This is a genomic window from Flavobacterium sediminis (genome assembly GCF_003148385.1).
In the GTDB taxonomy this organism is placed as follows: Bacteria; Bacteroidota; Bacteroidia; order Flavobacteriales; family Flavobacteriaceae; genus Flavobacterium; species Flavobacterium sediminis.
Genome location: NZ_CP029463.1, coordinates 589,815 through 606,785 on the forward strand (window position 1 = coordinate 589,815; position 16,971 = coordinate 606,785).

11 protein-coding genes are annotated in these 16,971 nt (G+C 35.8%); 3 read left to right on the top strand and 8 right to left on the bottom strand.

Annotation, left to right across the window (positions count from 1 at the left end; all coding sequences use genetic code 11):
- Positions 1–61 precede the first annotated feature (61 nt).
- Both DI487_RS02860 and DI487_RS02865 read left to right on the top strand, forming a co-directional pair.
- Complete coding sequence (locus DI487_RS02860; protein ID WP_109570586.1) at positions 62–1,444, top strand: Do family serine endopeptidase; 1,383 nt, start codon at positions 62–64, stop codon at positions 1,442–1,444.
- 125 nt (positions 1,445–1,569) lie between these two features.
- Positions 1,570–3,018: a glyceraldehyde-3-phosphate dehydrogenase gene (locus tag DI487_RS02865; protein WP_109568317.1), complete on the top strand. Its 1,449-nt coding sequence runs from the start codon at positions 1,570–1,572 to the stop codon at positions 3,016–3,018.
- Between the two features lie 89 nt (positions 3,019–3,107).
- On the opposite strand, the gene DI487_RS02870 is transcribed toward DI487_RS02865, so the two are convergent.
- The 4 genes from DI487_RS02870 to DI487_RS02885 form a co-directional block, all read right to left on the bottom strand.
- The gene (locus DI487_RS02870; RefSeq protein WP_109568318.1) at positions 3,108–3,803 is read right to left on the bottom strand and encodes a DUF4397 domain-containing protein; all 696 of its coding nucleotides are present in this window, start codon (positions 3,801–3,803) and stop codon (positions 3,108–3,110) included.
- Between the two features lie 193 nt (positions 3,804–3,996).
- Positions 3,997–6,258, bottom strand: a complete 2,262-nt coding sequence (locus DI487_RS02875) for an aconitate hydratase (protein WP_109568319.1) — start codon at positions 6,256–6,258, stop codon at positions 3,997–3,999.
- 108 nt (positions 6,259–6,366) lie between these two features.
- Positions 6,367–9,156 (bottom strand): bifunctional aconitate hydratase 2/2-methylisocitrate dehydratase, encoded by a 2,790-nt coding sequence (locus DI487_RS02880; protein WP_109568320.1) that lies wholly within the window; start codon positions 9,154–9,156, stop codon positions 6,367–6,369.
- Between the two features lie 240 nt (positions 9,157–9,396).
- Positions 9,397–10,515, bottom strand: a complete 1,119-nt coding sequence (locus DI487_RS02885) for an acyltransferase family protein (RefSeq protein WP_109568321.1) — start codon at positions 10,513–10,515, stop codon at positions 9,397–9,399.
- Between the two features lie 73 nt (positions 10,516–10,588).
- Here DI487_RS02885 and DI487_RS02890 point away from each other — a divergent pair, with 73 nt between their 5' ends.
- A complete protein-coding gene (locus tag DI487_RS02890; protein WP_146193356.1) occupies positions 10,589–11,683 on the top strand; it encodes a hypothetical protein in 1,095 nt (364 codons plus the stop codon).
- Here DI487_RS02890 and DI487_RS02895 read toward each other — a convergent pair.
- The 4 genes from DI487_RS02895 to DI487_RS02910 form a co-directional block, all read right to left on the bottom strand.
- Positions 11,675–12,628 carry an AAA family ATPase gene (locus DI487_RS02895; RefSeq protein WP_109568323.1) on the bottom strand — a complete coding sequence of 318 codons (954 nt, stop codon included), beginning with the start codon at positions 12,626–12,628 and terminating at the stop codon, positions 11,675–11,677. The genes DI487_RS02890 and DI487_RS02895 overlap by 9 nt on opposite strands.
- A gap of 108 nt (positions 12,629–12,736) precedes the next feature.
- Entirely contained in the window at positions 12,737–14,086 is a 1,350-nt protein-coding gene (locus DI487_RS02900) for a peptidylprolyl isomerase (protein WP_109568324.1), read from the bottom strand.
- Complete coding sequence (locus DI487_RS02905; protein WP_109568325.1) at positions 14,070–14,918, bottom strand: hypothetical protein; 849 nt, start codon at positions 14,916–14,918, stop codon at positions 14,070–14,072. The genes DI487_RS02900 and DI487_RS02905 overlap by 17 nt, the downstream gene beginning before the upstream one ends.
- Positions 14,919–16,889 carry a peptidylprolyl isomerase gene (locus DI487_RS02910; RefSeq protein WP_109568326.1) on the bottom strand — a complete coding sequence of 657 codons (1,971 nt, stop codon included), beginning with the start codon at positions 16,887–16,889 and terminating at the stop codon, positions 14,919–14,921. It abuts the gene before it with no gap.
- Positions 16,890–16,971 lie beyond the last annotated feature (82 nt).

A 16,971-nucleotide genomic window follows, 5' to 3' on the forward strand; every position in this document is an offset into this window, starting at 1 on the left:
AACTGATTTTATGTTAAATTTTTGTCTTTAACTTTACTATGAAATTAAAACAATGAAAGTTATGAAAAAAATAGGAAGTCTTTTTATTGTTTCCCTTTTAAGTGGAATTATTACTCTTGGTGCTTATAAATTATTTTTAGAGCCGAAATCAAATTCTTCATTAACTACTGTTAGCCCGAATTATTCCAAAAATGTTAGTCTCGGAGCTGAAAATGTAGATTTTACGACAGCTGCCGATATGGCCGTACACAGTGTTGTACACGTTAAGAACGTAAGTGTTCGAAAAGTTTACAATCCCATTATGGAATTTTTCTACGGTTCCAAAGGAAGTGTCCAACAACAAGAGCAAATAGGAACCGGTTCCGGAGTAGTTATTTCTGAAGACGGGTATATAGCAACTAATAATCACGTGGTTCAGGATGCAACGGATCTGGAGGTTACTCTTAACAATAATAAGACATACAAAGCTAAACTGGTAGGCACTGATTCTAAAATGGATATTGCCCTTTTGAAAATTGATGCCGATGAAAAATTACCTTATATGGTGTTTGGTGATTCTGATGCTATTAAAGTAGGCGAATGGGTTTTAGCTGTCGGTAATCCCTACAACCTAACCTCTACCGTTACAGCAGGAATCGTTTCTGCTAAAGCAAGAGATCTGAGCAACGAGGGTTTACAGTCATTTATTCAGACCGATGCTGCCGTTAATCCCGGAAACAGCGGAGGTGCTTTAGTTAATACTAACGGAGAACTAATCGGGATCAACACCATGATATCTTCTCCTACCGGAAGTTATGCCGGATACTCGTTTGCAGTCCCTTCAAATATTACCCGTAAAATCATTGAAGATTTAATGCAGTTCGGTAATGTACAAAGAGGTGTTTTAGGAGTTCAGGGATCTGAATTAAACAGTGCCGTTGCCGAACATTTTGGCATTAATGAAACGCAAGGTTTCTATATCAACGAAATAACTAAAAAATCCGGTGCTGAGAAAGCAGGTTTAAAAGAAGGTGATGTAATTGTAAAACTAGATACTAAAAAAATCAACGGTTTTTCTGATCTTTCTTCCTACATTAATACCAAACGACCTAATGATGTTGTTAATGTTACCATCATCAGAGACGAAAAAGAGAAAACAATTCCTGTTACACTGACTAAAAAAGAATTAATCACTTACGAAGCTAAAGGAATTGAGTTTGAAGATATCAGTTCAAACGACAAAAAAGAATACGGTATCAATTATGGTGTTAAGATTAAAAAGATCACCAATGAAGATCTCATTGATTATGCAAATGAATTAGAAGGAAGCATTATTCTGAGTGTGGATAACGTAAAAGCTAAAGATGTTGAAACCGTCACCAAACTTTTAAGTGGGAAAGACAAACAACGTTCCCGATATGAAATACTCACAAAAAACGGAAAGATTGTTCGAATTATCTTTTAATTGATTTTAATTTGATTTTCAACCACGCTAAGGCGTGGTTTTTTTATGCAAAAATATTTTACGAAAACGTTTGAAATAAGTATTTTTGCCCCGAATTAAAAAAACAACACATATTCTTAACTTACATGAACAATAACGCTTTATACGAAAAAGAGCTGGCTTTTCAGGCAGACAGAAGAAAAGCTTGTGTAGAATTTATCAGAATAATAAGCGATTTATGGTATGACAAATCAATTGAATTGGTACTCTTCAGAAACCAATTAATTGACCGTAACGTAAGCGATATTATTAACTTGCATGAATATGCAGGTGAATTTGTTCAAAAACCGATCAATGTTTTTGACTCTGTGGAAATTGCCCGTGCAATTGAAAGCCTTGACTTACCGCCTTCAAAAATTGACATTGGTAAATTGACTTATGAATATCATTTAGAAGATGATAAATACAACGATGCCAAAGCTTTTGTCATTGATAAATTAAAAGACGCTAAAGATTACTCTGAGATCAAACCAAAAGATGTGGTTCTTTATGGTTTCGGGCGTATCGGACGTTTACTGGCTCGTGAAATGATGAGTAAAATCGGCAAAGGTCAACAATTGCGTTTAAGGGCTATTGTTACCCGAGATAAAACCGATGCTGTTTTATTAGAGAAAAGGGCTTCTTTATTACGTCATGATTCCGTTCACGGTGATTTTGAAGGTTCTGTTCATGCCGATGTTGAAAACAATGCTTTAACAATCAATGGCACAACCGTTCATATTATTACGGCTAATACTCCGGAAGACATTGATTATACACAATATGGTATAGACGATGCTTTAGTAATTGATAACACCGGTGCTTTTACAACAGAAGAAGCTTTGAAACGCCATTTAACATCAAAAGGTGTGGACAAAGTTTTACTAACTGCTCCCGGCAAAGGAGTTCCTAACATTGTTTATGGTGTAAACCATTTGGAATACAATCCGGACGAGGTTAAAATTTATTCCGCAGCTTCTTGTACCACTAACGCTATTACTCCGGTTTTAGCTGCTTTAGAAGATACTTTAGGTGTTGTGAGAGGTCACTTAGAAACTATCCATGCTTATACGAACGACCAGAACTTGGTTGACAATATGCACAAAAAATACCGTCGCGGTAGAGCTGCTGCTTTAAATATGGTAATTACCGAGACCGGTGCCGGAAGTGCTGTTGCAAAGGCATTGCCTAGCTTAACCGGTAAATTGACTTCTAATGCTATCAGAGTACCTGTTCCGAACGGTTCGCTGGTTGTGTTAAATTTAGAAGTAGAAAAGGCTACTACTAAAGAAGATCTGAATAATATTATGAGAAAATATGCTCTGGAAGGAAGTCTGGTTGAGCAAATTAAATTTTCACTCAATAACGAATTGGTATCGTCAGATATCGTAGGGACTTCGGCTCCTTCAATTTTTGACAGTAATGCTACAATTGTTGCCCCTGACGGTAAGAATGTAGTGATGTATGTTTGGTACGATAACGAATACGGATACAGCCATCAGGTAATTCGTTTGGCCAAATATGTCTCTAAAGTTAGAAGATATACTTACTATTAATATCTTTATAGAACATTGGTTATGATTAAAAATCCGGCTTAAAGGCCGGATTTTTTAGTGAAAAACAAAAAAAATAATAATACCGGAGATTAATAGTGCCAATAATACTCCGTTGAAAAAGTATCGTTGCTCCCGGAAGGAGGCGATACAAAACCTTTTGCATAAACTGTATAGATACGGTTTCCGTATAAATTCATCGATGTATCGGAAAACAGTGTGATCCCTGTTGCAGTATCTGAAAATGTAAAATCGTATTCTCCGTCTTCAAATTCTATAAAACCCGAAACTTCTTTAAAACCCAGTTCAGTTACTACATTACCCGAACTTACAGAAACTGTGATTGGCTGGCTATCCGGAGATAAATTAATAAAACGAACTGCCGCATGCGACGAGTTGGGATTAACATTCTCTTCTACATCGACAAATAACTCGATCTGATTAAATGTATTAACTGCAAAGAGACCAAAGACCTGATGATCCTCTACTACAAATTCTGTTGAAGCTAAGGTATCGCCGGACGTATTTAACAATGAAAATAATCGTTCTCCTAAAGAAAAATTAAAATACCCCACTGCCGTTCCGTAATTTATCGCCCCTGAATTGATCTGATTCTCATCAGCATGAAAATAGAGATCACCGCTATTCGGACTTGCATTTACCAAAATACCGTGAGCCACATCAGGGTTTTCAATATAATAATAGTATACATCATCATTGTTGTCACAAGAGACTAACGTTAACCCCAGAAAAAATAAAGTCATACTTTTCAAAATAATTCTTTTCATAGCAATTTTATTTAAATTTCAAACACATTTATTTTATAATCCAAATGTAATTTTTCCTTATTCTTCTTTTTATCTGAAAAGTATGAATTGCCCAAATCAAAACTTAAAAAGTACAATTGCTAACAATGAAAATCCGGAATAAAAAAACTCCTTCAATAAGAAGGAGTTTTTAAATATTCGACGGTAATAAAAATTATTTACCTGCGGCAATTAAATTTAAGGCAGAACCTGCTTTAAACCATTCGATCTGACCTTCATTATAAGAATGATTAGCCGAAATCACATCTTTAGAACCATCTGCATGCACAAATTCTAAAGTTAATGGTTTACCTGGTGCAAAATCTGTTAAGTCTAAGAAGTTGATTGTATCATCTTCCTGTACTTTATCATAATCGGCTTCATTTGCAAATGTTAAAGCTAACATTCCTTGTTTTTTCAGGTTCGTTTCATGGATACGAGCAAAAGATTTTACTAATACCGCTTTAACACCTAAATGACGAGGTTCCATCGCAGCGTGCTCACGTGAAGATCCTTCCCCATAATTATGATCTCCCACAACGATTGTAGGAACTCCGGCCGCTTTGTAAGCTCTCGCTACCGCCGGAACTGCATCATAAGCTCCGGTTAGCTCGTTTTTAACTTTATTCGTTTCCTGATTAAATGCATTTACTGCACCAATCAACATATTGTTTGAAATATTATCTAAGTGTCCTCTGTAACGTAACCATGGACCTGCCATAGAGATGTGGTCGGTTGTACATTTACCGAAAGCTTTGATCAACAATTTAGCTCCTGTGATGTTTTTACCATCCCAAGCCGGGAAAGGCTCTAATAACTGCAAACGATCAGATGTAGGAGAAACAACAACTTGTACTGAAGATCCATCGGCTGCCGGAGCTTGGAATCCCGGATCATCCACCTCAAAACCTTTTGTTGGCAACTCAATTCCTTTCGGAGGATTTAATTTGATTTCTTCTCCATTATCATTCAACAAAGTATCTGTGATCGGGTTAAAGTCCAAACGTCCAGAAATTGCTAAAGCAGCAACCATTTCCGGAGAGGTCACAAAGGCATGAGTATTCGGGTTACCGTCAGCTCTTTTCGAGAAGTTACGGTTGAATGAGTGAACAATGGTATTTTTCTCTTCTTTATCAGCTCCTTCTCTATCCCATTGCCCGATACAAGGTCCGCAAGCATTGGTAAATACTTTGGTTCCTAATTTTTCAAAAGTTTCAATAATACCATCTCTTTCAATAGTAAAACGAATTTGTTCTGATCCCGGGTTGATACCAAATTCCGCTTTCGGTGTAATATGGTGCTCAACCGCTTGTTCTACGATTGACACTGCTCTTGTCATATCCTCATAAGAAGAGTTTGTACAAGAACCGATCAATCCCCATTCTACTTTCAATGGCCATCCGTTTTTCTCAGCTTCTTCTTTCATTTTAGAAACCGGTGTACCTCTGTCCGGAGTAAAAGGTCCGTTGATATGCGGTTCCAATTCTGACAAATTAATTTCGATCAACTGGTCAAAATATTGTTCTGGATTAGCATATACTTCCGCATCAGCCGTTAAATAAGAAGCTACCTTATCAGCAGCATCTACTACATCTTGACGACCTGTAGCCGCTAAATATCTTCTCATTGAATCATCGTAACCGAAAGTTGAAGTAGTCGCTCCGATCTCGGCTCCCATGTTACAGATAGTACCTTTACCGGTACATGACATCGATTGTGCACCTTCTCCGAAATATTCTACGATCGCTCCCGTTCCTCCTTTTACTGTTAAGATATCGGCGACTTTTAAGATTACGTCTTTAGGTGCTGTCCAACCGTTTAATTTACCTGTTAACTTTACACCGATCAATTTAGGAAATTTCAATTCCCAAGACATTCCTGACATTACGTCAACCGCATCAGCTCCACCTACACCAATAGCCAGCATACCTAAACCTCCGGCATTAACTGTATGTGAATCGGTACCGATCATCATACCTCCCGGAAATGCATAGTTCTCCAATACAATCTGGTGGATGATACCTGAACCCGGTTTCCAGAAACCGATTCCGTATTTATTAGAAACTGAAGATAAGAAATCAAAAACTTCACTGGATTGTGTTCTAGCTACTTTTAAATCCGTTGCTGCTCCAACTTTTGCCTGAATTAAGTGGTCACAGTGAACTGTAGTAGGAACGGCTACTTTATTTTTTCCGGCATGCATGAATTGCAATAAAGCCATTTGTGCAGTTGCATCTTGACAAGCTACTCTATCCGGAGCAAAGTCAACATAATCTTTTCCTCTTGTATAAGCCTGATTAGGCATACCTTCCCACAAGTGAGAATATAAAATCTTTTCAGATAATGTTAGCGGACGCCCGACCAATTCGCGTGCTTTATCAACACGCTCAGCCATACCAGCGTACACTTTTTCAATCATTTCAATATCAAAAGCCATAATTTTAATATATTTTGTTAGTTTTTTTTAGGATATACAATTTACAAAAAAAATGAATATTTATAATAAAAAAGCCTGAGTTTTAACTCAGGCTTAACTTATCAATAATTACATAACTAATTGTCTGTGCGAAGGTGCGAATTTAGTTAAATTAATACCGCTCACAGCCGTTGTGTATTCCTCAATTGTAGGTGTTCTACCAAGGATTGTCGATAATACCACAACCGGTGTGGAAGACAGTAATGATTCTCCTTTTTTCTCAGTAGAATCTTCTACAACTCTCCCTTGGAATAAACGTGTAGACGTCGCCATTACCGTATCTCCTTTAGCTGCTTTTTCCTGGTTACCCATACAAAGGTTACAACCCGGGCGCTCTAAATACAACATATTTTCGTATTCAGTACGTGCTGTCGATTTTGGTGCGTTGTCATCAAATTCAAAGCCTGAATATTTTTGCAATACTTCCCAATCTCCTTCAGCTTTTAATTCATCAACGATGTTATAGGTTGGCGGTGCAACAACAAGAGGCGCCTTGAATTCAACTTTCCCTTGTTGCGCTTCAATATTTTTAAGCATTTGAGCTAAAATCTTCATGTCTCCTTTGTGAACCATACAAGAACCGACAAATCCTAAATCTACTTTTTTCTCTCCTCCGTAATACGATAAAGGTCTGATAGTATCGTGAGTATATCGTTTTGAAACATCTGCATTGTTTACATCCGGATCTGCAATCATTGGTTCGGCAATTTGATCTAAATCAACTACTACTTCAGCATAATATTTAGCATTTGCATCCGGAGTTAAAGCAGGTTTAGTTCCTGTTTTAATTTCAGCAATTCTTTTATCTGCTTTTTCAATTAACCCTTTTAATACTTGCTTAGCATTATCCATACCTTTATCGATCATGATCTGGATTCTACCTTTAGCAATTTCTAATGATTCGATCAAAGTAGCATCTTCAGAAATACAGATAGAGGCTTTCGCTTTCATTTCAGCAGTCCAATCAGTAAATGTAAACGCTTGGTCAGCAGTCAGTGTTCCGATGTGAACTTCAATTACTCTTCCCTGGAATACATTTTCACCTCCGAATTGGTGTAGCATTTGCGCTTGAGTAGCGTGAACTACATCACGGAAATCCATATACGATTTCATATCCCCTTTGAAAGTCACTTTTACAGATTCCGGAATCGGCATTGAAGCTTCACCCGTCGCTAAAGCAAGTGCAACAGTTCCTGAATCGGCACCGAAAGCAACACCTTTTGACATACGGGTATGAGAGTCACCACCGATGATAATCGCCCATTCGTCAATAGTAATATCATTCAACACTTTGTGAATAACGTCAGTCATTGAATGGTATACCCCTTTAGGGTCACGAGCTGTAATTAAACCGAAATCGTTCATGAATTTCATCAATTTCGGAATATTGGTTTGTGCTTTTCTATCCCAAACGGAAGCTGTGTGACAACCAGATTGGTAAGCTCCGTCTACAATAGGAGAAATAGTTGTAGCTGCCATAGATTCTAACTCTTGAGCAGTCATTAAACCTGTAGTATCTTGAGACCCTACAATATTCACTTCTACACGAACATCTGATCCGGCGTGTAACACTTTTCCCGGAGTCGTTCCGACAGCATTTCTGTTGAAGATTTTTTCAACCGCTGTAAGACCTTGTCCTTCATTAGAGATTTCTTTTGAAGGGGCATACACAACCGGAGCTTCAACGCCTAAAGTTTTTGCAGCAAATGTTTGTAATTTTTTACCGAATACAATAGCATAAGATCCTCCCGCTTTGATGAATTCCATTTTTTGCGGAGTAAGTGCCTTAGCGATATCAATCAACTCTTGATCGCCGTTGTATAATTTTTTCTTTTTAGTATTGATCGTAAGAACTGTTCCTGTAGCAACAGAGTACATTTCTTCTAAAATCGGCTCGTCGTTTTCATTACGAACCACATTTCCGTTTTCATCTACTTTTTTCACCCAGTTTTTAAGGTCAAGACCAATACCACCGGTTACATCTACTGTAGTTAAGAAAATCGGAGAAATCCCGTTTGTACCTCCCACAATCGGAGCGATATTTACGAACGGAACATAAGGACTTGCTTGTTTTCCTGTCCAAAGTGCTACATTGTTAACACCCGACATACGAGAAGAACCAACTCCCATTGTTCCCTTTTCAGCAATTAACATCACCGATTTATCCGGATGTTGCGCCTGTAAAGCTTTGATCTCCTCTTGAGCTTCAGGTGTAATCATACATTTCCCGTGTAGTTCACGGTCAGAACGCGAGTGCGCCTGGTTACCCGGAGAAAGTAAATCTGTTGAGATATCTCCTTCACCGGCAACATAGGTTACCACTTTAATTTCTTCCGGTACTTCAGGTAGTTTTGTGAAAAATTCTGCTTTAGCGTAACTTTCTAAAATTTCTTTAGCGATTTCATTACCCGCTTCGTAAGCTTCTTTTAAACGATTAGTGTCGGCCTCATAAAGGAACACTTGTGTTTTAAGTACATTTGCCGCTTCTTTTGCTATAGCTGCATCATTGCCTAAAGCTAAATCCAGTAATACTTCGATAGAAGGACCACCTTTCATGTGTGACAATAACTCAAAAGCAAAAGCAGGTGTAATTTCACTTACAACTGATTCGTTAAGGATGATCTCTTTTAAGAATTTAGCTTTAACACCAGCTGCCGGAGTAGTTCCCGGTAATGTATTATAGATAAAAAATTTAAGCGAATCTTCGCGATTTGGGCTGTTTGAATCCTTTATTTGTGCAATAATTTCACTTAGTAATTCTGCACCATCAATAGGCTTTGGATGAAGACCTTGTGTCTTACGTTCTTCAATCTCTTTGATGTAATCGTTGTAAACATTCTTTTGAATATCAGAATCCATACTTATTAATACGTTATGTTTATGTTAGTTTATTTTTAATTGGAACAAACTTAATAAATCTTCACGAGAATTAAAAATTTTTAGCAAAAGCTTAAAATATGGGAAATATTATTTATAATTATTCCATTTTAATGAATTTTATTCATCAAAATTAAACAAAATCATATTTTATTGCAAAATTGATATTTTAGGCTTTTAAAATTATTAAATCGTTAAAATAGAGGGTGTAAAAATGAGAATTTAATATTTATCATTTCTCAAATCCATCATTGGTTTTTCATAAAAACGGTATAAAAAGTACGAAAGTAAAAGTGTACTAAACAGGTAAACAATTATTTTTAAAACTGAAGGGATCTCATACGTAAGCTGCATGAACAAATCTTTCAATAAGTATAAAACAACGGAATAATGCAATAAGTAAATGCTATACGATATCTTACTGACAAATGTTGTTCCGCGAGCAATGAATCCTTCTTCTTTTTCCCAAAACACAAAAAAAGGCAGTAGCATAGCAATCGTTATCGATGTCAACGAAAAATAGAACACCTGATAATACAAAGGTGTCTTAATCAGGTTAAATCCTAAAACATTCATAACAACATACTGAAAAAACAATAAATGCAGCGCTACGATCAAAAAATAAACCCGTAATCGTTTAAGTTTTTTTGTGTAAAAATAGTTAACCCAAGCAACTACAAACCCATATAAAATAGCATCAACACGATAGATAACTACTGATTTTATTGCTGTTCCCCAAACATTCAAGTCGGTCGTCTTATCATTCAGAAAATGGATATAGCGAAAGAAATGAAACAAAACGATCAATACAAAAACCGTTGTTATGAAGAGTACTTTTTTAGTACTCTTTACCAAAAACGCTACAAAAAAAAGCATCACAGGTACTAAAAAATAGGTCCATTCTTCCACTGACAAACTCCATGATTCCACAAAAATCGTAATAGAATATTGCTCAAAATTCTGTAGAAAGAAAAAATAACGCCAAACTTTCCAGCTCAATTGAAATCCTGAAAAAAAAGCAATTAACAACACTATTCCTAAAACCAAATAATAATTAGGTAATGTACGATACCATCGCCTTTTTAAAAAATATAAAACATCTCTGATCGAGAACTGATCCTTTAAAAATTGTTTCAAGAGGATTGTCCCGATCAAAAATCCGCTTAATACAAAAAAAATCTCTACCCCTAGGTATCCTGCTAATCCGCTTAAAGAAAGTAGTAAAGAGCTTTGATTATCCGTTAAATAATATAAATGCGAAAAAACCACAAGAGCTATTGCTAAGGCTCTTACCACATCTAATCCGAAAATTCTTTGCTTTACTTGCTTTTCTAAATTCATTTCCGTTACTTTTGTGTCAATATTCTTAATTTTGAAACGACCAAAGATATACAAATACTTACTGTTTAGTGTTATGGTTTCTTTTCTTTTTGGGAGCCTGACCTATTTTATGCTTTCAAACCGTCATAAAGCAATCGTAAAAACAACTCTTTTACACCAACTTCACTTAGTTGATAGTGACTGGGAGGTCAAAGATATTCACCAACGATACACCATGCTTTCGCCTACTCTTTTAATTGACGGCATTTACAAATCAATGGAAGGTCCAAAATCGTCCCGCTACATTCAGCTTAGCACTTCAGACGAACTGCTTTGGATCACCGGTTTTAATATAAAAGCAGTTGATGAAAAGAACCTGAAAGAAGTTTCAAAAGATTTCATCTGCCACATGAACGTAGATCTTAATGATGTTCATTATTACTCTAATTTCAACATGGAAGACAGAATAGGAAAACAATATCCGAGACTCACTTCTCTTTCCGGCGGTTTTGAAGATTGTATTTTTCCTAGCGGTTATGGCATTCCTGTAAAAGGAAATGAATATCTCTATATCACTACTCAAGCTTTAAATCTAAACCAACCTAAAATTTTTAAAAAAGTAAAGCACTTGGTAAGTGTTGAACATGAAAAATATGATGGTACTCAAAAGCCTTTGATGAGTAAAACGGTTTTCATACAGTTGCCTTTTGACAAAGAAAACCCTTTTAAATCACCTTTAACTCCCGGAAGCAATCAATGTATTCCGGTGGAAACTAAAAATCATTGTTATACTGACCGCAACGGCAATATGCTATCAGGACATTGGATTATTCCTAAAGGGAAAGCAACCTACAGAAGTTCTATTGACGAACAATTACAAATAAAAGACAGTTTGCGTCTGCATTTTTCAGCAATACACGTGCATCCGTTTGCAACTTCCATCAGTCTGTATGATACGACTACCCGACAATACATTTTCAAAAGTCAGATACAAAATTATAATGATAAAGCAGGCTTATTAAAAGTAGAACCTTTTAGCTCTATAGATGGCGTTTGGCTATATGGAAATCATCAGTACGAATTAGTCATGGAAACCAATAACACTTCTATGACCTTACAAGACATGATGGGCAGTATGTTCTTATTTTTCTACGACAAAGAAATGGATGAAAAATTAAAACTAAAATAATTTTTTGATCAAGTCCTCTTCCGAAATACCTTCCGCATCTGCTTTGTAGTTTTTCACAATTCTATGACGTAAGATTCCCGTTGCTACTGATTGAACTTCTTCAATATCCGGTGAAAACTTTCCGTTTAATGCGGCTTGTGTTTTGGCAGCCAAAATCAAATTCTGAGAGGCTCTGGGACCTGCACCCCAGTCGATATAGGTTTTTACAAAATCAGGTGCTAATTCGTTATCAGGTCTGGTTTTACTAACCAGAGTAACGGCATATTCTATTACATTATCTGCCACTGGTATTTTCCGGATCACATTTTGATAATCCAATATTTCCTGCGCCGTAAATAATGACTCTACCTGCGGTTTAAAATCAGTTGTAGTAGCTTTTACTACCTGAATTTCTTCCTGAAAAGAAGGATATTCTAGCTTAATAGCAAACATAAAACGGTCGAGCTGTGCTTCTGGAAGCGGATATGTTCCTTCTTGCTCAATCGGGTTTTGAGTGGCCAATACAAAATATGGTAAATCCAGCTTATAATGATGTCCTGCCACCGTAACTGCTCGCTCTTGCATCGCTTCTAACAGAGCTGCCTGAGTTTTAGGAGGCGTACGATTGATCTCGTCTGCCAGAATAATATTGGAAAAAATCGGACCTTTTATAAATTTAAAATTTCGATTCTCATCTAATATTTCACTTCCCAAGATATCAGAAGGCATCAAATCAGGTGTAAACTGAATTCGTTTGAAATCCAATCCCAAAGCCTGAGAAATGGTATTAACCATCAAGGTTTTTGCTAATCCCGGAACACCAATTAATAAAGCATGACCTCCGGCAAAAATGCTCAATACAATTTGGTTAACAACTTCTTCCTGACCGATAATCACTTTCGCAATCTCATTTTTTAAGTCTTGTTGTTTTTGAACCAGTTGTTGAATCGCTGCTACGTCTGACATACTCTTATATTTTAGTATTAAAAATTAGGATAAAGAAACAAAAAAAATAGAACTTACCCTAATACTATATATCCTACAAATATTTTTTTCTTTGGATCTCTTCAAAAATTATTTTTTCAACCAATTATTGGTAAACTCACAATCCTGATATTCTTTATCAATTTTAATATACGTTTCTCCGATTTTTTCTTCGGTCCACTTAGCAATTGCTTTAATTTGTTTGTCGCGTAAAGCCAATTCTTTAATTTTTAAATAATCACTGGCAAAATCCGCTTTATGCTCAGGCAATTTCGTATTGATGGTTACAATTTTATAGAATTTGTTACCACGTTCGTCCTGATCTAAAATTGGCTGCGATAATTCCCCTACTTTCAAATCTACAATTTGGTTATACAAAGCCGGATCCATTTTAGTCAATTCAAATTTAGATTCCATTGTACGAGGATTAAACAAAACACCTCCGTTGTTACGGGTTTCTTTTTCATCTGAAGTAGCTTTAGCTGCATCTGCAAAAGAAATTTCACCGCTTTCTATTTTCGCTCTGATCTTCTCAATTTCTTCTTTAGCTTCCTGTAAAGCTTCAGGTGTTACTTTCGGAGCAATTAAAATATGGCGTAATTCTACTTCCTGTCCTCTGATCTTATCAATCATGATAATGTGATATCCGAATTCTGTTTCAAAAGGTTCCGATATCTCCCCTTCTGCCAAACTAAATGCTACATCTTTAAACTCTTTAACAAACGGGGTTTTACGATTCATTTTATAGTACCCTCCATTTGAACTTGAACCCGGATCTTGCGAAAACAACACTGCTTTTGTAAAAAAACTTCCTCCATCTAACACTTCCTGACGAATTTGTTTTAATTTATCAATTGTACGTTGCTTCTCTTCTTCGGATATCTTAGGTTTTTTCACAATTTGTGCTACTTCGACTTCAGCTCCGAAAACAGGGATTTCATCTTCAGGAATATCTTTAAAGAAGTTACGAACTTCTTCCGGTGTAATCTCAATCTCGTCTACAATTTTCTTTTGCATCTGAGAAGTAAGCTTGTTCATTTTAATAATATCAAAAAAGTAATTTCTGAAGTCTTCTTCGTCTTTCTTTTTGTAGAAGCTCACTACTTTTTCTAAAGAACCTACTTGCTCTACCATTGCATCGATCTGTTGGTTCATGTAATCATTCACTTCCTGATCCGTTACTACAATACTATCCTGAATGGCCTGGTGAGCATACAATTTATCTTCTAATAATTTTCCGAAAAGTTCACATCGACTTATATTTTTGATATCAATACCCTGAGCTTTCAGTCCGATAAATTCTAAATCAACATCAGAATCCAGAATAACATAGTCTCCTACAACCCCTATAACACCATCTACTTTTTCCTTTTTAGGCTGAGCAAACAACACTGTAGTAAACAATAAGAATAAGGCTGTCGCTCTACTTGTAAATTTCATAGTCTTTATTTTTAATCGCATCTTCCGTAATTTCTTTTTCTAATGTTTTTACTAATTCTAATTTTCTATTGTTTATTATAACCTGTCTGATAGTCGGTTTAATAAACTGCAAGGGGGTTGGTGAATCTTTCGGCATAACCTGCTTCACTTTCACTAACCAAACCGTCGTGGAATCCGGATGTTGAAAATTGATCCCGTCGGCAATGTATTGATCCTTGTTGTCAGCATTAATGAAAGGGAGTTTTTCATAAACCTGATTAACATCCACCCATACTGAGTCATTAAAAGCATAACTTTTAAACTGAATACTCATTTCATTCAGTTCTTTTTTATCTTGCGTGGTAAAGGAACTAAACTTTGCTTTAATTTTATCAAATTTTGGATTTTCTTTAACTAAATTAATGTAGCGTAGCTTTACTAATTCGTTCGCATTCTTGAACAATTGTTTGTTTTTATCATAAAACGCTACGATTTGCTCTTCCGTTACCACGGTATCTATTTTACGAATGACCATATCTTCCAAATAGGCATTGGTAAACAAATCTGTTTTGTATTGCTCGATCAACTGATTGAACTCTTCTTGTCGGCTTTCACTCAAATTGACCTCTGCCGCATTCAAAAGTATCTTTTGTGTTGCCCAACGGTCGACAAATGCTCTGATAATTGCAACGCTATCTTTGTCTGAGGTTCCTTTAGGTACTAAATTTTCAATTTCCTCTTCATACAAATAAGCTTCTCCCACTCTTGCAATAGCTTTAGGAGCCTGAGGCTTTTTGAAGTAATCACAAGAAGCAACGGAGATCAGCAAAACTAATGAAGCAAGGTATTTCATTTATTTTCGGATTTGTGCTTTTACTTTTTCAAAAACAGTATTATCAATCTTTACATCAAATTCTTTCTTCAGTTCAGTAACCCAGTTATTTTCCAGATATTGCTGATAGTCACTGGTTAATTTCCCTTTGCATTCATTAATTGTTTTCGGTGTTTCCGCTTTGATCTCTTTTACATCTGCTACAAAATAATAGCTTCCTTTTTGTACTATTTTTGTGGCTCCGGTTGTTTTAATTGCCAATTCCTGCAAAACATCAAAATCTTCTTCAAAAACTCCCGATTTAACCATGATGTTTACTTTTCCATCCTTATTTAATTTCTCTTTAATGTACTCTATTGATTTCCCTTTCTTACAATAAGACTGTGCTTTTTTTGCCGCTTTTTCCTCTGTAGAAGAATAAATATCAACATCATATCGGGTTTTCCACATATAATCTTTTACATGACTATTGTAAAATTTCTCTAAGCCTAATGTATCGGTCTTTGCTTTTTCCCAAATCTCTTTTTCCATCAGATCAAACAACAATAAACCATCGCGATATTCATCCATCACATAGCTGAACTCAGGAAATTCGTTTTCAAGATTGTCATTAAAATAAATGATCAATTGATCGTCTACCCATTTTTGGTACAATTCATCAACCAATGCATTGAGCGGTCTGGTTTTAATATTCCCTTTTTGTTGGCTCTGCAAATACGTTAGAAAAGCAGAACCTTCAATTTTTCTATCTTTATTGATAACGATCAGGTCATCATTATATTTTTTACTATCCGAAGGATATTCCCAGATTCCTCTGTAAAAATCTTCTGTTACGGCATTCTTTATTTGTGCCAATAATTTAGCATTTTGCTTTATGTCATATTTTGCGCGCAACTTCTTAGCTAGCGAATTAGTGATCAATAATGAACGATCGTCTTTTTTGATTTTGTTTTCCAGATCATACTTTATTTCATCAAGCGGAGGCACCGGGTTGCGTTCTACTAATTTTACAATATGCCAACCGAACTTTGACTTAAACGGTTCTGATATTTGTCCTTTTTCAGTTAATGAGAACGCTATATTTTCAAATTCTTGTGATGTTAACTGTCCTGAACCGAATCTTTGTAACAAACCTCCTTTTGCAGCCGTTGATTTATCTTCTGAAAATTGTTTGGCTAATTCTTCGAAGTTTTCACCTTGTTTTATCTTTTGATAAATGTCATCTATTGCTTTCTTCACCGCAGTATTCGCTTCCGAACTTGGCACAGACGGATTGAGCAACATGATGTGTTCAACGGTTACTTCTCCTCTGTTCAGTCGCTTATCCGTTACTTTTAAAATATGGTAACCAAAACGTGTTCTGAAAATCTTTGAAATTTTCCCTACCGGAGTATTATACGCAGCACTTTCAAACGGATATACCATTTTAAATGCTGAAAAATAACCTAAATCGCCTTTATTCTCCTTTGCTGACGGATCTTCTGAAAATTTTTGCGCTACCGCTTCAAAGTTTTCTCCTGCATCGATACGCTTTTTCAGATCCAACATTTTATGGTAAGCTTTAAGAGTGTCTTTAGGTTCAGCTCCTTCGCTAACCAATACTAAAATATGCGAGGCTCTTACTTCTTCTTTTGTTCTGGCGTAAGCTTCATCAATTAATGCATTGGTTACTTTGCTGTCGTTTACATAGTTCTTTGCTAATTGTTTTCTATACGAACCTAATTCGTTTGTATATTTAGCATCATTTTGCAGCCCTAATTTTTTAGCTTTCTCAACTTTAAGTTTGTAGCCGACAAACAAATCTAAATAATGGTCTAAATCTTTTTGTGAATCATCTTTTACTAAATCCAGATTTTTGTTATATACCCTTATAAATTCATCTGTATAATAAGGGTGATTATCAATAGTAAACAGAACTTCTTTTTGTTTGTTTTGTCCAAAACTCACTGAACTTAAACAAACTACAAAAAGCAAAAAAGCAATTTTCTTCATTTTCTATGTAATATTTTTGAATTGCGACCAACAAAAATAGTAATTCAATTGTATAAACCAACTATAATAAGTTGCATTAACA